The 16,800-nt window shown below is 53.1% G+C and carries 11 protein-coding genes; 7 read left to right on the forward strand and 4 right to left on the reverse strand.

The window, feature by feature from the left end; all coding sequences use genetic code 11:
• Positions 1-84: 84 nt before the first annotated feature.
• The gene (locus CJ187_RS08800; RefSeq protein ID WP_102216422.1) at positions 85-1,530 is read right to left on the reverse strand and encodes a sodium/glutamate symporter; all 1,446 of its coding nucleotides are present in this window, start codon (positions 1,528-1,530) and stop codon (positions 85-87) included.
• A 225-nt stretch (positions 1,531-1,755) separates the two neighbouring features.
• Between CJ187_RS08800 and CJ187_RS08805 the strand changes: the two genes are divergently transcribed.
• From CJ187_RS08805 to CJ187_RS08820, 4 genes are all read left to right on the forward strand, one after another.
• Positions 1,756-2,187, forward strand: coding sequence for an organic hydroperoxide resistance protein (locus CJ187_RS08805; protein ID WP_102216421.1), 432 nt, complete (start codon positions 1,756-1,758; stop codon positions 2,185-2,187).
• Between the two features lie 124 nt (positions 2,188-2,311).
• Complete coding sequence (locus CJ187_RS08810) at positions 2,312-3,505, forward strand: SLC13 family permease (RefSeq protein ID WP_102216420.1); 1,194 nt, start codon at positions 2,312-2,314, stop codon at positions 3,503-3,505.
• A gap of 380 nt (positions 3,506-3,885) precedes the next feature.
• Positions 3,886-6,714, forward strand: a complete 2,829-nt coding sequence (locus tag CJ187_RS08815; RefSeq protein WP_102216419.1) for an FAD-binding and (Fe-S)-binding domain-containing protein — start codon at positions 3,886-3,888, stop codon at positions 6,712-6,714.
• A gap of 151 nt (positions 6,715-6,865) precedes the next feature.
• Entirely contained in the window at positions 6,866-7,594 is a 729-nt protein-coding gene (locus tag CJ187_RS08820) for a DUF998 domain-containing protein (RefSeq protein ID WP_102216418.1), read from the forward strand.
• 132 nt (positions 7,595-7,726) lie between these two features.
• Here CJ187_RS08820 and CJ187_RS08825 read toward each other — a convergent pair whose 3' ends face one another.
• From CJ187_RS08825 to CJ187_RS08835, 3 genes are all read right to left on the reverse strand, one after another.
• Positions 7,727-11,833: a beta-galactosidase gene (locus tag CJ187_RS08825; protein WP_199171063.1), complete on the reverse strand. Its 4,107-nt coding sequence runs from the start codon at positions 11,831-11,833 to the stop codon at positions 7,727-7,729.
• A gap of 244 nt (positions 11,834-12,077) precedes the next feature.
• Positions 12,078-12,980 (reverse strand): KPN_02809 family neutral zinc metallopeptidase, encoded by a 903-nt coding sequence (ypfJ, locus tag CJ187_RS08830; RefSeq protein WP_102216416.1) that lies wholly within the window; start codon positions 12,978-12,980, stop codon positions 12,078-12,080.
• A gap of 75 nt (positions 12,981-13,055) precedes the next feature.
• Positions 13,056-14,000 (reverse strand): LysR family transcriptional regulator, encoded by a 945-nt coding sequence (locus CJ187_RS08835; protein ID WP_158237725.1) that lies wholly within the window; start codon positions 13,998-14,000, stop codon positions 13,056-13,058.
• Positions 14,001-14,060: 60 nt separating this feature from the next.
• On the opposite strand from CJ187_RS08835, the gene CJ187_RS08840 reads away from it, so the two are divergent.
• The 3 genes from CJ187_RS08840 to CJ187_RS08850 all read left to right on the forward strand — a co-directional run bounded on the left by CJ187_RS08840 (position 14,061) and on the right by CJ187_RS08850 (position 16,775).
• Complete coding sequence (locus tag CJ187_RS08840; RefSeq protein WP_146003081.1) at positions 14,061-14,495, forward strand: CBU_0592 family membrane protein; 435 nt, start codon at positions 14,061-14,063, stop codon at positions 14,493-14,495.
• Between the two features lie 241 nt (positions 14,496-14,736).
• Positions 14,737-16,152: an MFS transporter gene (locus CJ187_RS08845; RefSeq protein WP_102216413.1), complete on the forward strand. Its 1,416-nt coding sequence runs from the start codon at positions 14,737-14,739 to the stop codon at positions 16,150-16,152.
• Positions 16,149-16,775 (forward strand): hypothetical protein, encoded by a 627-nt coding sequence (locus tag CJ187_RS08850; RefSeq protein WP_102216412.1) that lies wholly within the window; start codon positions 16,149-16,151, stop codon positions 16,773-16,775. Before CJ187_RS08845 ends, CJ187_RS08850 begins: the two co-directional genes overlap by 4 nt.
• Positions 16,776-16,800: the final 25 nt, after the last annotated feature.

Genomic DNA, 16,800 nt, shown 5'->3' on the forward strand with positions numbered 1-16,800 from the left:
TTCGCATCACTAGTTGTGTGTAACTATTCTCGTGCGGCTAATAGAGTGTGCACTGCCCTATGGGGCACACGCTCCAAAAGGAAACTACTTCGCCACATTCTTCTTGTAAGACGCCTTCAGTTTCTTCTGGTCAATATCTTTACCCCAGTAGAACAAACCGGTTGTTAACGCAATCACGAACAACACCGCCATCCCAATCAGTGGTGGCCAAGGCCCAAACTTGAAAATCAACGGCGCCATGAGTGCGGTAACGAAACCACCACCGAAGAACGGTTCAAACACCAGCTGCTTGTAGCCGAACGCCTCGAAACAAGGTGACTTGCCCTCGGGGTCAACAATCCGCATCAAAATCAGGCCAGTAGCAGTAACGCCCATGGACTCGCCGAAGTCACCAATCCCACGTTCAAACCAGTAATCAGGAATACAACGCGGCGTGAACCACAACAAAATAAACGTGTTAAAAGCAATACCCGCCACGCACAGCAGCAAGAACGGCAACAAGTTAGCCGAAATCGCCTTCAACGAAACGGTTGCTATAGCAGCGGTCACCAGCAGGTCAAGTCCCAACCCTTGGATGCGGGCCATCATCTGCGAATCAATCATGTGGTCGTAACCGGTCCACTTCAACACCAACTGCACAATAATCCCACCGATCATAGCCAGAGGGAACAAGGGGACGTAAGCTAAGAGTTTGAAATCTGGCCAGAAAGTTGTTTCTAACAACTGAAGGCCCGACAGCACTAGTTGCCCCAGAATAATCGCCAGCGCCAAAATCGCTACGTGCAGCGAAAGCGGTTCAATCGAAGACGGGCGGGCCGTCATCCGAGCAGCCGGGTAGTACTCGTCGTTACGGAACAAACCAATCTCTTCTTCACGCGACCGATCCGCGGTCTCATGCACCACCTTCGTGCGGCCGGTACGCACCGCCCAGTTGATGAGCCCAACGCCAATCACAACGCCACCTACCAGGCCAACAGTGGCGGTACCAATAGCTAAATCGCCACCCTCTGACCAACCTAGGTCCTCAAACACCTGGAACATACCGGCAGCAGTACCATGGCCGCCCTCAAACCCAATTTCAATTAACGCGCCCGCCATATACGGGATACCGAAAAGCGGAGTGATAACCAAAATTGCCACCAGCAAACCAACCACGTACTGGCCAGACGCGAAAGCCACCCCTAAAGATAACTGCGGGCCCGCAAGTTCAATAACACGCTTAGGGCCGGGCAGGTCTTGACCCAAAAACAAGGTGGCGAACACTACCGAAATCAACAAGCCCGGCAACGTCTTCCACACTTCGATCATGTCTTCGGTAAACAAGCCGCCCGATGCGAACATGTCGGTACCTAATAGGGACGCGATCTTACCAAATACTTCCGGACCTGCTAACAAGCCCACCGTGCCGCCAATAATCGCGGAAGGTAAGAACAGAGACTGCATCCAATGCACTTTAATGCGCAACACTTTACCGATAAGTAAGATGAATCCGAGTACAAGTAAAGCTAGGCCAACGGACTGTGGTGTCATGTTACCTCCTGAAAACTCGTGTTATGTGTTTGGAAAGCGGCAGCTTTGCACGCGAATAATTGCGATTGTAACGAGTAATAGAAGCACGCGGGATCGGAAAAGGTAACGATTCGGCAACGAAACCTTCTATTTTATCGCGTTGATTAACGTGCGCGTAGGCCCTAAGGCCCTAAGCTGTGCAAGAGAACTCTTGTTTTGTGCTGCGAATAGTGATGGACTAGAGGTATGAATACACCAGAGAAAATTGTTTACACCGCAGTAGCTGATAACAAGGGTGGCCGGGACGGTCAGGCCCACACCGAAAACCCGGAAATGACTTTAGATGTACGCCCACCAAAAGAAATGGGTGGTGACGGCGCCGGCACGAACCCAGAACAACTCTTTGCAATGGGGTATGGAGCATGCTTCCAAGGCGCTATGTCGTTGGCAGCAAAAGAACTGGACGTGAACGTAGATGACAGTGCCGTGCGTGCACACGTGTCGATTGGCCCCGAAGGGGATTCGTTCGCAATCAGCGTGAAAATCGAAGTTTATATTCCCGGCATGAGCGTGGATGAGATGCAGAAAGTAGCGGACCGCACTCACGAACTATGCCCGTATTCGAAAGCTACGCGCGGCAACGTTCCTGTGGAGGTAGTGGCTGTACCTGCTTTATAATTGAGGTGCTACACGCTGCCTTGGTGGTAGAGGCAGCAACACTGCCGCAACCGGCATGAGGCTACAAGTAGAAACTGCACTGGAAGTCGCCTTGTAATGGGGTTTTAGAAAGAACGGGGGCCCAATGCCTCACACGCTGTCTACCACCGTTAAGAACTACGCGATTCCCACGGCTCTAATAGTCGTGGGAATCGTTGCGTTTGCAGCCGGATGGTATCCATGGGTTGAGATCAAACAGATGCTCACCCGCGTTGGCCCAGTAATAGGGTTCGCTACCGCAATGACGATTGTTGCTACATTGGCAGACGCGGGCGGTGTGTTTTCAGCTTTAGCGCGGGCGCTCACTCGCGCAGGTGCCTCTGACCCACGGGTGTTCTATCTGCTGTTCTGTGCGGTCACGATAGTGTCGACCGTATTCTTCTCCCTCGACACCACGGTGGTTCTGATGGTGCCAATTGCCGTTGCTACTGCGCTGCGGCTCGGTATTAGTGCCCGCCCGTTTGCTTATGCCACCATCTGGTTGGCTAATACGGCCTCCCTTCTGCTGCCGATTTCGAACCTCACAAACCTGCTGGTTGCTGACCAGCATGCGGACACGTCACCACTACAGTTTGCTGCACAAATGTGGCCCGCGTGGATTGTTAGCTGCATCGTTCCAGCTACGATCTTGTTTCTTCTGGAATATCGTACGCTGCACCCCAGGGAGCAGAGTGTTGATTCGGACGCACAAAAGCAGATAAAGAAAATGGAGCAGCAAGAGGGGCACCGCAGCGTGATTGTGCTGTGCACCGGCGTGCTCGTAATTCTCTGTGCCGCTCTGGTGCTCGGTGCTACACCATGGGTAGTTGCCACCATAGCCGCGTTCGTGTTGGCTGCTATTGTGTGGGGTGCGGGGTCAACAGATTTTCCGACACACGTAATTCCCGTGAAGCTGATTTTGCAGATGCTTGGGATTTTCTTAACAACGGGCGCTCTAATTAGCGTAGGTGGCGACGTAATAAATAACTTCGCTCCCACCTTTCCAGGGTTTCTTGGTGAACAGGCAAAAGCGCTACAGGGCCTAATTGGCGCGAACTTAGTTAATAACCTACCTGCTTATTTAGCGTTAGAGAACACCGTTTCAGACCCGCATTCACTATTCACCCTTTTAATTGGTGTGAATGTTGGGCCCCTGATTACCCCGTGGGCATCACTTGCAACACTTCTTTGGGCCCAGCGCTTGCAGGCAGATGGGCAACAGGTTCACTGGATGCGCTTCGTCCTCTTGGGATTATTGATCGCTCCACTCACAACCGTTCTAGCAGTTGCGGTCTTGTAAACACTCAGTTTCGATTTTTGTTTTCCACCCAGCCTTGAGGGGGCTGGTTGCTTGGGGGTACTTGGCTTTGGGGCTGGTTGCTTGGGGGTACTTGGCTTTGAGGGGGTCTAGGTATCTCTAATAGGAGGGTGCCCTCAGGAGGGAGTCTGGGTGGTTTTTGCCGGCCGTATAGGTATTAAGTCATGCACGCGTTGTGGTATCGAGCTTTTAGCGGCAGTGAAGTAAAGGGTACCTTAGTTGCTATGAAGGCCCTCAAAACCCCTTTTGAACAGGGGAAATAGAGGTGTGAGGTAGTGGCAGGGGTTTCAGCGCGCACACGAAAAAACGGGTTCATACACTAACTTTTGAAACATTAACCCCTGCTGCTTCAAGGAGGAAGAATGAGTGCCACCGCCGGACGCATCGCGATGACAGCTGTACCTGAGGAGACCGTACGCCAACTAGCGGACGTACTGGGCCCGGATGTGGAGGTGTCCACGCGTGAGCTAGATCGGTTAGCGCTCGCGGTGGATGCGTCGCACTACCTGGCGATTCCACAGGCCATTGCCCGCCCTAAAACCGCGAAACAAGTGGCCTCAGCTATGGCTATTGCGGTTAACGCCGGGTGGCCGCTAACGCTGCGCGGCGGTGGGTCCTCCCTTTCTGGGCAGGCGATGAGCCGCGGGCTCACAATGGACGTGCGGCGCAACTTTAGGAACTTCGAAATCCTTGACGCAGGACGGAAGGTCCGCACCCAACCGGGCAACACGATCGTGCAAATCAACGCGGCTTTAGCCCGGTACGGCCGTAAACTCGGCCCTGACCCCGCTAGTTCCGTTGCCTGCACAATCGGTGGTTTGGTGGCTAACAACTCCTCGGGCATGACCTGTGGGACAACTGCGAACACGTACCGCACCATTGACTCAATGGTGATTGTGCTGCCGTCGGGCACAGTTGTGGACACGGGGGATCCACATGCCGACGAGCTGCTGCGAGACAAAGAACCGAACCTAGTGGCCACTTTAGAGCACCTGCGGGACGAATTGCGTGCGCCGGACCTCAAGAAAGATATTGAACGCCGCTACGCAATTAAGAACACGATGGGCTACGGGGTGAACTCGTTTATTGACTTCGATACGCCCGCGAAAATCTTGGAACACCTGATGGTGGGGTCAGAAGGTACCCTCGGGTTCGTGGCGCAGGCAACTTTCAACACGGTACCTGTGCATAAGAAGAACTTGACGGGCTTCCTACTGTTTAACTCACTGGATTCCGCGAACGAGGCACTGCCGACGCTGGTGGATTCGGGGGCGGACGTTGTGGAACTGATTGACTCTGAATCTATTGTGGCGATGGGTCAAGAAAGTGCGGCGCTACTGCCGGACGGGTTCAAAGTCGATAAAGAAGCGGTGCTGCTGGTTGAATACCAGGGGGATTCAGATGAGCAGCTGCGGGAACTGTCGAAAGAAGGGCTGGCGAAATTCCAGGACTTCGACCTGTACGCGGATGCGGAGATGACGCAAGACCCGAAACGCCGGCAGCAAATGTGGGTGCTGCGCAACGGGTTGTACACGAAGATTGCGCGTAACCGGCCGAAGGGAACAGTGGCTTTGCTTGAGGACGTGGCTGTACCTGTGCCGAAACTGGCGGGTGTGTGCACGGACCTGCACGAGCTGTTCGGTAAACACAACTACGATGGTGCGGTCATTTTTGGGCACGCGAAAGACGGGAACATCCACTTCTTGGTTACGGAATCGTTCGCGGACGACAAGGCGATGAAGCGCTATGAGTTGTTCACTGAGGACCTGGTGGATCTGATTATTGGGGAGCAAGGTACCCTCAAGGCGGAGCATGGGACGGGGCGGATAATGGCGCCGTTCGTGAAACGTCAGTATGGGGAGGATCTGTACCAGGTGATGGTGCAGATCAAGAACGCGTGCGACCCGAAGAACGTGTTGAATCCGGGCACGATTATTCCTGAGGATGACATGCAGCACCTGCGGGATATTAAACGCACCGAGGATGTGCGACCCGTGATTGATGACTGCGTGGAATGTGGTTACTGCGAGGCGGTGTGCCCATCCCAGCATCTGACAACTACGCCGCGGCAGCGGATTGTGCTGCAACGTGCAATCGGGGCGGCGCAGGCGATGGGGGATGAAGACCTGGCGGAAACTCTGCGTAACCAACAGGGCTACGATGTGGTGGATACGTGTGCGGTGGATGGGATGTGCCAGACGTCGTGCCCGGTGAATATCAACACGGGTAATTTGGTGCGGGAACTGCGCAGCGAGCAGGCGTCAACGGTGGAAAAGAAAATGTGGGAAGGCATGGCGCATTCGTGGAACCTGGTTGCTGATGGTGCCGCTGGGCTTGGGATGACGGTGGCTAAGAAACTACCGAACCAGGTGGTGCGTTCTGGGTTAGGTGTGGCACGCAAGATTATTGGCACGGACGTGGTTCCGCAGTTGAGTGCGGAGCTGCCTGGTGGTGGTCCGCGCAGGCGCCCTGTTATTCAGCATCAGCCGGACGCGATTTTTATGCCCGCGTGTATTGGTTCGATGTTCGCGTCGACGCATCCGACTGAGAAGGGGGTGGGGCCGGCGTTGATGAAGTTGGCTGCGCGCGCCGGGGTGCGGCTTTCTGTCCCGGAGGGAATTTCGGGCCTGTGCTGTGGTACCCCCTGGAAGTCGAAGGGTATGGATGATGGTCAGCATGCTATGGGGCAGCGTTTAGTGCGCGTGTTGGGGGAGGCGTCTGATAACTGGCGGCTACCTATTATTTGTGACAACGCGTCTTGCACTGAAGGTCTGATTGTTACGTTGCGTAATGAGGGGGTGGAGAACGCGCAGGTGGTGGATGCGGTTCCGTTTGTGGCTGAACATATTGCCCCGAAGTTGCCACGCCTGCACCGAGTTGGTTGCGCTGTGGTGCATCCGACGTGTGCATCTACCCAGTTGGGGATTAATGACGCGTTGATTACGCTGTCGGGCCTGGTGGCTGACGAAGTGCGTATTCCTGACGGGTGGCGTTGCTGCGGTTTTGCTGGGGACCGGGGGTTGTTGCATGAGGAACTAACCGCAACAGCAACTGCGGATGAAGCTAAGAGTGTGAACTCGATTGACGCGTCTTTGTACCTGTCTTGCAACCGCACTTGTGAACTTGGGATGACGCGCGCCACGGGCCATAACTACACGCACGTGTTAGAGGAACTGGCTGCGCGCCTGTAGTAGGCCGGTAAGAAGGACCGGCTCAGTAGCGCACGGAAAGATGCGGGTGGCGCGTGAGCTGCCCGGTGCGTGAGCTGCCCGGTGCGGGCACGGTCCTGGCAGCTGAGTAGTTGAATGCGTTTTGCTGGAGGACCCGTCTAAGATTATCCCTATGAGTAGTGCTAGACGGGTCCTAATAGTGACCACGATGTGTTTAGCGGTCGCAGCGTATAACCTGTGGGCGTTGGGTGGATTTATTAACGGTGCGTTGGACCCGGTTTACGCATTCACCTCTGAGTACGCTGCGTTGGACCAGCCCACTTCTCTGCTGTTTCGGGTTAGTGACGCGGTGTCGGCCGGCTTCATGGTGGTGGGCGCGACCGTAGGGTTGCGTTGGTTTGCGTGGCCACGATTCACCCTCACCACCCAACGCATGGGCCTGCCCCGGTTCGGCCAGCTCGACCGCTTGTTCAAACAGTGGGGGAGGCGCCGCTGGTGGCGCCTAGTTTGGGGCCTCATCCTAGTTTTCGCGTTCGCCACGTTAGTGGATGCCGCGTTCCCCATGACGTGTTCATCCAGTTTGACGCACACGCACTGCGCACTTCCCTCAGACATAATGCACGAAACCGCTTCCATAGTGGCAAATACCGCATCCATAACCGCAACCCTACTTTCCGCATTACTCCTGAGGGGAACGCGAACCCGCGCGGCAATCGCAACCCTAGCTGTCGTACACACCATAACCGCGCTATACACCGGTATCGTGTCCCTATTTGACGCCACATACATGATGGGCATAACCCAACGCGTGTCCCTAGTGGCGCTCGCGGCGTGGGCCATACTGTGGACATACGAAACCTGCGTCGCCGGAACTGCCACCCCACCTGTCAGTCGCGGGTAGGGGCGGCTTAACAAGGGGATAAGCCCCTCAATCTTTAATTAGTGGAGGCACTTGAGGAACCAGAGGCACTTGGGGAACCAAAGGTACCTCAGGGACTAAAGGTACTTCAGGAACTAAAGGAAACGCCTGGAGCTAGCTGTGCCTGCGGATTAGAGTTATCGCAATACCACCTAGGCAACACGCGGCCCCCACTATTAGCCACGGAGCTATGTCACTACCGGTTACAGACAGATGTTTCTTTCCATGCTTAGCATTCGCATTGGAGGTTGCATGGTGTTTGCCCGCATTCGAACTAGCATGATGTTTGCCCGCATTCGAACCACCGGGAGTACTTTGCTCTCCGCCAGAACTACCACCGGGTGTGTCACTGGGGTTAGCAGAGGGGGTGTCGGCCGGATTCTGGGTTGAGGGATCTGCGATGGTGGTGGAGTGAACTGCTTTCAAAGAAATGGATTCGGGTCCCATTCCATCAGCTTTAGCAGCCACGGCCACTGCCAGGACATTTTTACCCCGTTGATTCAAGAACGCGGAAGGAATAGTGAACGAGCGCTGCGGGCCAACGTCCCCAATGTAAACACCCGTGTTCCAACCATTGACAAACAAGGTTACCTGCGACCTGTCGTCCTTATTTGCAAACCGTTCAGAGTTAATCTCTAGTCGGTACGCCGTATCTTGTGCCACCGGAGTATCCAGGTCGAAGTGAGCGCGATACCAAGTGACCCCAGCCTTCGTGTGAAGCGAATCCGCTTTTGTCCACGCGGCGTCGTCAAACCCCGGCATGTGCCAGCCGGCGTGTTCACCACCGAGGCCACCCGTATTGTAAATCGTTCCAGAAGGATTCAGCTCTGTGGATAGCCCCTGGTTAACGCCCATACCTTGAACCTTCCACACGACCGGTCCGGCGGCCTGCAGATCAGCGTCGAACAATCCCCGGTTCTGCTTAGAGAGTCCGTCATCAGACCAGTCAAGGTTCTGCCCCAAATTGTGCACCAGCACTGCGACAACAACTTTCCCTCCGGCTTTCACCGACCCTGCGGGCGCTTTTATTGACTGCTCGGAACCATCGGCCCGTACTGCCCCTGCATACTGGCCGTTCACCCATACTTGCATGAAAGCCGGGTTTTTCCCTTGTACAGGAACACCAGAACCACCGTTACCCCACAGGCGCAGTGTTGGGTCGGAAACCGGTGAGGTGTAATGCGCGCGGTACCAAACGCTGCCCTCATAAAACTCGTAGTGGTTAGAATCGAGCACTACTCCCGCATGCGTACCTGGACCTTGCGATGCGTTCGCAGCCTGCTTATCAGCTGCAGTTTTCCAAGAAGTATCGTCATAATCCAAACCTGCCTGCGCGTTGTCAGTAGCGGATGTGAACTGGAGTTTCGGTACCGTTACTGCCTGAGGTGCGGCAAGGCTCCCCGTGAACGAACCATCTGAACTGTTTACCGGCAGTTTAGCGCCGTTCCACACTGCGGCATTAATCTCCTGGGGTGCCCACACGCGAACAGTGGCCGCGGTTGAAACAGATCCGGTTAACTGCAACGTAGAGTCTGAGGTAGTTGCGGTGCGGGCCAACTCCACGCCTTCAACAGCTACATTCACCGTGTTTCCGTCTTTCAACGTGGGGATAATCCAGGTTGTAACTGCGGTTTCCCGGTCAATTACTCGTAGCGTCAACGGTTTACCGTCAGCACTAATGGTTATCGACTTGGCGTTGGACTCGTGTGTGTAGTTCAAGCGCAGTTGCCCAGAGGCTGCGTCCCAGTGGGACTCCACACCGTCGGGGGCTGAAACCCGTGGTTCCTTATCGTAATGCAGAACGGTTTCCCCATCATCACCATGTGCACCAACCAAGTACTGTATATTTGCCTGCTCGGTTTGCACTGGAGCGGCAAATAGTTGCGAGGTTGTGTAATACAGATCGTGTCCGGCAACTACTTTATCTGCTGTGAGTAATAGTGCGTCACGCCCATGTATTTTCAGGAACGTATTCTCCTTTTGAGGGATACGCTTCCAACCGATTTCACCTTCCGCAGGACCGTCATCTACAGCTGGATCTAAAGCCGCGCCCTCGGGGAAGTAGCGTACGTAATCCAAAGATACAAACTCCCCAGAGGACCCCTCAAATGCCTTTCCATCCACAGTTACCGTAACGACGTGTTCACTAGGTGAAGCTTCATTAGCAGCTTCGTCACTGCCACCCTCACGCCAAGAAAAAAGCACTTTACCTGGTTGCGGACTATTGGTCACTTCCTCATGGGTTTGCCCAACTACCTCACCATCTACTTTGACGGTTGCTGAGCCGTGGTTTTCTGAGTACGGACCAACTAAATCGAAACCCACTCCGGTGAACTTGAAGCTAACGGTGTCGCCTAAGGTGGATGAAAACGTCTCATCAGCCTCTTTATCCGCAGCTGTCCAGGCTTGATTCTTTGCGTGTTCCCAAGCACCCTCGTAGTTGAAAAAGCTCTTATCCGAGTCATTGACTTCCACAGGCATGGACTTCGACTGGGATCCGATATCGAACGCATCGATAGAAAGAACCTCACCGGAATTGCCGGCGTGCGTAACTACAAGGGAGTGTTCGCCAGAGTCTAACCCGTTTGCTTCCCAAGCTAAGAATTGAGTGGGTTTATTCTGATTGGTATCCACCCGCGCGGAAGTCACCGTCTGAGGTTCCCCACCATCCACCTGAACTGTAAACGGCGCGAAATTAGTGGCAGTGGACGTAATCAGTTTGATACTGCTGCCTTTGAAAGTGAATTTCGCGCTGTCACCGGGAGTCTTAGATTCTGTGAGTGTTCGATGGAACGCTGCATCATCAGCCACTTCCTCCCAGGCGCCTTCATAAGATACGGCCTTGTCGCGGTCATCGTGACTGAACTGCTGAGCTTGCTGCGCGTCTTCAGCGCGATCCAAAACCAATGAAGTTGTGAAGGCTGTTTCGGTGGTGTCGTTGGAGCTTTGCAGACGCATCGCGTAGCTGCGCACACCGTTGCCGGTAACAGAACCTTCACCATCGTTGCTGCGCGCGTACATGCGCACTGGAGATCCTTTCGAAATGTTCACTTTTGGTGCGCTATTTCGGTTCATCGCAGCGAACTCAGGGACAGCTTGCATGTAGTAACCAGCTTCTTTTTGCACGGCTGCTTTAGGAGTTAAAACACGGTCTTCGGTGATGCCCGCCCCGTAGTCATAGGATGTGAATCCGGATGAGGGCGAACCCGTCCACCCCCAGTTCGTTCCCCCGAATGCCATGTAGAAGTTGAATGCGGTTACCCCGTTACCAATATTGTTCACAGCCCACTGGCGTGTGAATGCCTCATCGGTGTATTCGTAGCAGTCTGATGCGTTATAGGAAGCACCCCAGGGGGTGAACGCGCCGCCTTGTGACTCGGTTATAAAGTTTGGGCTATTTGGAGCGAACTGGTGGAAAACTTCTTCTGAATCACCAATCTCATTGCGCGGTGCGGAGCAGTTGAAGCCAACTGGATAGGCGTCGTACGCGTAAAAATCGAGCCCGTATTTTTGCGCGTCTTTAAAACGTCCCGCCAAAGAATAGTCGTTGTGGAACAACGGTACATCTATCCCGTCAGCGCGCACCTTCTTTACCAGCTCGGTGAGAAAAGCTTCGCGAGCTGAATCTTGATTGATCAACTCGTTTTCTACCTGGTACAAGAGGATCGATCCGCCACCGTTGGTGATGAGGTGCTTCTTTGCGATCTGGTTGAACGCTTCTAACCATTCTTTGGATGCTGCGAGAGCGTCCCTATCTGTGGAACGTAGTTTGTCTTTAAAGTTCGTCATGTACGCGGGTAAACCACCCATCGATGCTTCCGCATTCACGTAAGGCCCTGGGCGTGCGATAACGTACAAGCCTTCTTCTTCGGCCATCGTCAGCAACAAATCGAGATCTTTAATCGTGTTCTTAGAAAAATCGAATGCGCCACCGGGAGATGATTGGTGCATGCCCCAGAAAAAATATAGGGAGACAGCGTTGTAACCATTAGCTTTCATTTTCTGGAGGATGTCGCGCCACCCATTAGTGTCTGGCAGCCGCCAGTAGTGTAACTCCGCAGACCACAGCGCCAAACGCTGGCCGTCTACCATGAACGAGTTTTTATCGAAGCTTACTTTGTGGGATTTACCGTCGTTGCCCGCGAACGAATGCCGGCCTGGTGCGTAAATGGTTTTCCCATTTGTTGGGTCCTCTTGTGTTTGCTGGGGTTGCGTATTCACCGTGTTCTCTTGTGGTTGCATTGGTGCATGCACTTGCGCTGGTGCGGCTGCGCCTGGAATTAGGGGAGATAAACATAGTGAAATAGTGCCCGCCATTGCACACAAAAGGGATCTTAACCGGATCATCGTTGCTCCTGATTTAACGTGTTATTTAAATCAAAGAATACCGTTTAAGAGCGCTAGATTATGGGGGTTCGCAAAACTCTAAGAGCTTAAGATTTCACTTTGCTTTCGCTAGTTGACCTCACAGCGAGCCTTCGAAGGTGTCGCAGTGGGCAATGCTGCCGGTTTGAATGCCGGTTTTGAACCATTGGGTGCGTTGGGCAGAGGAGCCGTGTGTCCACGAGTCTTGGTTGATTTTTCCACCTGATTGCTCTTGGATGTGGTCGTCACCGATTGAGGAGGCGACGGATAGGGCGTTTCGGATTTGCTCGTCGGTAGGTGTTTTTAGGAACGGCTGTCCAGACTTTGGGTCTGGTGTTTTAGCTGCGCGGTTAACCCATATTCCGGCATAGCAGTCGGCTTGCAGTTCCATTCTTACGGACTCGGATTGGGCTCCGGTTTGTTGTGAGTTGTGTGATTGGAACTGCCCGGTGAGGTTCTGGATGTGGTGCCCCCACTCGTGCGCCACAATGTACTCTTGGGCGAGAGGGCCGTCTTGGGCACCGAACTTAGACAGTTCGTTAAAAAATGACAGGTCTAAATACACCGTGTTATCCGCTGGGCAGTAGAACGGGCCCACCTGTGACGTGGCGGCACCGCACTTAGTTTGCACGGCGTCCTCAAAAATATTGAAATCAGGTTTCTTATACTGCACGTTCGCTTGTTCTGAAAGGGCAGTTGACCACATTGCGTCCAACGACTGGGCGGTGGCAACCATGCGGCATTCGTCGTACTTGTTGGCATCGGCCCCTGTTTTGCAGTGGGACAGATCCTTACCCTGCGATTCCTGCACCTGGGTTGCACTGTTCGACCCAGTGCTGCTACCAGTGAACATTGATAGGAAATCAATTCCAGTAACTTGCGAAACTATGAACAGGCCGATAACGACTACTAGACCACCGCCTCCAAGTGCAACGCCGCGGCCACGACCACGGGAGGTACTAACGCGGGAGGAATCCAAGTTCACGTTATCGTTAAAGCTCATGCTCTAAAGGTATTACACGCTTAGGCGCAACGAGAAGTGGGACGCGGAAACTAAGGGTGGTTCTTGCTGGGTGCGTCATGCAGGTGGGGTGCTGATGCCGGGTGCTTGCGGGGTGGGTCCGGTGTTCATTTCGCCTTGTTCCGTGTGTGAAAGTGCTACTTGCCGAAGAAGTTTACACATGAGGTCAATGGCGTCTGATTGCCGTGACATCGCCGCAGATATGCACAGCACCAGCCGGCGGGTGCCCAGCCCGGTGATCATGCGTGCTTCCACTCCTTCAGGAAGGTAGGTGAGGCCTAGTTTTGGAATGACGGTTGTGCCCAGCCCTGCAGCGACCATGTGGAGGGCAACGTCGTAGTCGGCGTACACGTATTTGCTGGAGGGCGTGAACCCCCACTGTTCCGCGAGCCTAGAGATTGCAATGCTCGCAGCGGTGCCGGGTTCCACGCCGAGCCAGGTTTCGTTAGCTAACTCCAGGGGGTCGTGCGGATCAGCGAGTGTGGAGGGGTAAACCATGTACCACGGTTCTTGCAGCAGTGGCAGTACCTTTACTCCTCTTGGTCCGCGAGGTATTTCTGAGTCAAACTCTAGTACGGCAATGTCAGCTTTTGCGCGGCGGATTGCAGCTAGGGCTTTATCGGAGTCTGCTTCTTGCAAGTGGAGGTCGATGCCTGGGGCGAGGTCGGTGAAGGTGTTGAGGTTGGGGAGGATGAGCCCGCGGATAACGGTTTGGAAGGCGGCGAGGCGCACAATACCGGTGGGGGTACCTGTGGATTCCAACAGTTCGCGTGCGGTTCGTTCGAGTTCTGTTTCTATTCGTTCGGCTCCGGCGACGACGATTTTACCTGCTTCGGTGAGGACGGCGCCGGAATGGGTTCGGGTTAGTAGTTCGGTGCCGCATTCTTGTTCGAGTTTTCGTACCTGCTGGCTTACTGCTGAGGGAGAAACGTGGAGTACGTCCGCCGCTGCTTGAATACCTCCTTCTCTTGAAACAGCCAAGAGAACGTCAAGGCGCTGCACAGATATCTCCATGTAGTAAAACTTAACTACTGATGTAGTTAATTGCAATTGTAATTAAGTATGTTGCCTGGAAATATGGTGGTTGTGAACCACACCCTCCAGATTCTTGCGCAGAGCCTAGGTTGGCTCGGTGCCGTGCTGTACCTCGGTGCCTACTACTTCGTTTCCACGGGTAAACTTGCGGCAGATTCTTTGAGGTACCAGCTGATGTGTATCGTTTCGGGTACGCTAACTGTGTTCTTAGCATCCGCTACCGGGGCTTGGCCGTCCGTGTTTTCCAATGCTGTGTTCGTCCTAATTGGTTTCTACGTAGTTATGACGGTTAAGCGGGCGTACTTGAAACAGTTGGTTTACACGAAAGCTCGGCGTGCAACTCAGCTGCGGGGGCGTAACAATCAGACGAAACGTCACCTCAATAATGAGAGCATTAAATCCGAACCTCCATTACTGCGTGAAACTACGCCGCATTCGGACGTTGCGGTCGTAGCGCAGTAGAAGGGCTTTCGGACTTAGGTGAGTGCTGGGTGGGATGACTCAGATATGGCAAAGAGTAGATTTCGAAATCCCTGTCGTGCAGTTATAAGAAACGCGTGTATTTGAGATCTAAAGGATGGAGCGCAATACTACTTCTGTGAATAGTTTTGTAAGCTAATGGTGTACAACACAGTGCAACTATACGTATAGGCGTATACAAGTTGCCAGTAATCCCTCTTGAAGGCGTAAGGCAGGGTCAGAAATGGATTATGGTAAAACTCCTAGCAATGCAGAAACAAAACGATCCATCCGCTTCCAATGGCGAATCGCAGTGCTTGCAGGGGCAGGTATGTTCATCGATGGGTATGACGTCTCAGTTATAGCCGTGGCGCTTCCCGGTCTTAAAGAAGAATGGGGGATTGGTAATGGCCTGTTATCTGGAGTTATTGCTTCATCTGTAGTCGTTGGGATGTTCTTTGGCATGCTCTATGGCGGACGCTTAGTTGACCGTTTTGGGCGACGGAAAATGTATATGTACGATCTCATCGGTTTCGTTATCTTTGCGCTTGTGGCTGCTCTTGCATTTAATCCGCCGGTGCTGATATTTGCACGTTTTGCTTTAGGACTTTTCATTGGTGCGGATTACCCGATCTCTTCATCCATGACTGCGGAGTTTACCTCTCCTCGGCGTCGAGGCTCATACATAATCTTCATGTCTTTACTCTGGCAGCTTGGATCGTTCAGCGCATACATACTAGGTCTCGTTTTCTTACCTATTGGTGACAATGCTTGGCGATGGATGCTTGGGGCAGGAGCCATCCTTGCGGTAATCGTAATTATATTAAGGCACAATGTGCCGGAGTCCCCGCGCTGGCTCCGGTCTCAAGGACGCTTTTCAGAAGCAATGAGAATCGAAAAACAAGTAAAAGATGAGTATGACATTACTATTGGGCACAAGGAGGAAAACGAACCGGGTACAAACCGTCAACGTTGGGTTGAACTGTTTTCTCCTAAGATGCTTCGTGCGACTGTTTTTTGCTCAGTGTACTGGTTTGCCTTCGCCGTTTCGTTTTACGGCATTCAAATGTACACGCCCACTATTCTTGAACCTTTTGCCGGTGGACGGCACGACCTACCATTCTTGGGAGCGGCGCTGATTGCCTTTTTAGGAGTGTTAGGTGCTGCACTAGGCATGTACGCAGTAGAAGCATTTGGAAGACGGAAACTTATTATTTCTTGCTTCTGTGTAATGGTTGCGGCTCTGGTAACGTTGGCGCTTTGGTCGACTCCGGGTCTTCTTGTATTAGTTCTTCTATTGTCAGTAACGATTCTGATGGCCAATATGGGGCCCGGAGTTCTTAATATGGTTTACCCGAATGAAATGTTCCCCACACGTTTGCGCGGCAGTGGGGTGGGGTTTGCCGGATCGGTCAGTAGAATTGGCTCAATACTGGGAGTGTTGCTTTTCCCTGTTCTGGTTGGAACTTGGGGAATGCAGAATGCAACGTGGTTGTTCGTAGGAGTTGCACTTGTAGGTACGGTCGTTTCAATTACCTTGGCTCCAGAGACTAAAGGCCGCTCTCTAGATGAACTTGAGAATCTCGCAGACCATGGTTGGCGAGATAAGGAGGGAAAGATGGTGTTCTACGGTGAGTACGATTCGGGTGAGCGAAAATGAGATCTTTTTTTGAAACTACGGTGGACGACTGGAATGATCCCTCAGGTCAGTTGCATGCATACCTTGTACCTGAGGCAGATTTCGTTGAATATGCTAATGAGGTTCAGGGGAGGCTAAGAGAATTTCGATTTATAGCTTCTCAGCCGTTAGATGCTTTACATGTAACTGTTCAACGATTTCCAAACATAATCTCTGATTTCTATAAGAATGAGTACCGGGAGCACGCTCTGGGAGTTCTAGAAGAAACATCTCGGGACATGCTTGAGAGCTCTATTTCCCCTTCTTTTATTCTCGAAGCTCCGGCTGTTGCGGAGAATTCCGTTATTTCGATGAGTCTTAACTCAAACGCGTTTGAGGTGCTCAATAAGAACGTTAGGCAAGTGGCAGAATACGCTCTTGGGAAGGGAGCACTATTGTATCCGCCACCTCCATTTCCTCACATCACTTACGCATATGGCACTGCTAGCGGTGATAACATCGCAGTCGAAGAGGCGCTGGAGGGAATAGGCGATCCACCTGTGCAGTCCTTTACTTCGTTAAGTTGGTGCGCAGTACATCAAAACCGATCCAGCGGGACTTATACGTATGAAACATTGTTTTCGACACCTCTAAGTTCAAAGTAGAGTTTCATTCCTTAGTGTTTGGGCT

The sequence above is a fragment of the Gleimia hominis genome, from assembly GCF_002871945.2.
In the GTDB taxonomy this organism is placed as follows: Bacteria; Actinomycetota; Actinomycetes; order Actinomycetales; family Actinomycetaceae; genus Gleimia; species Gleimia hominis_A.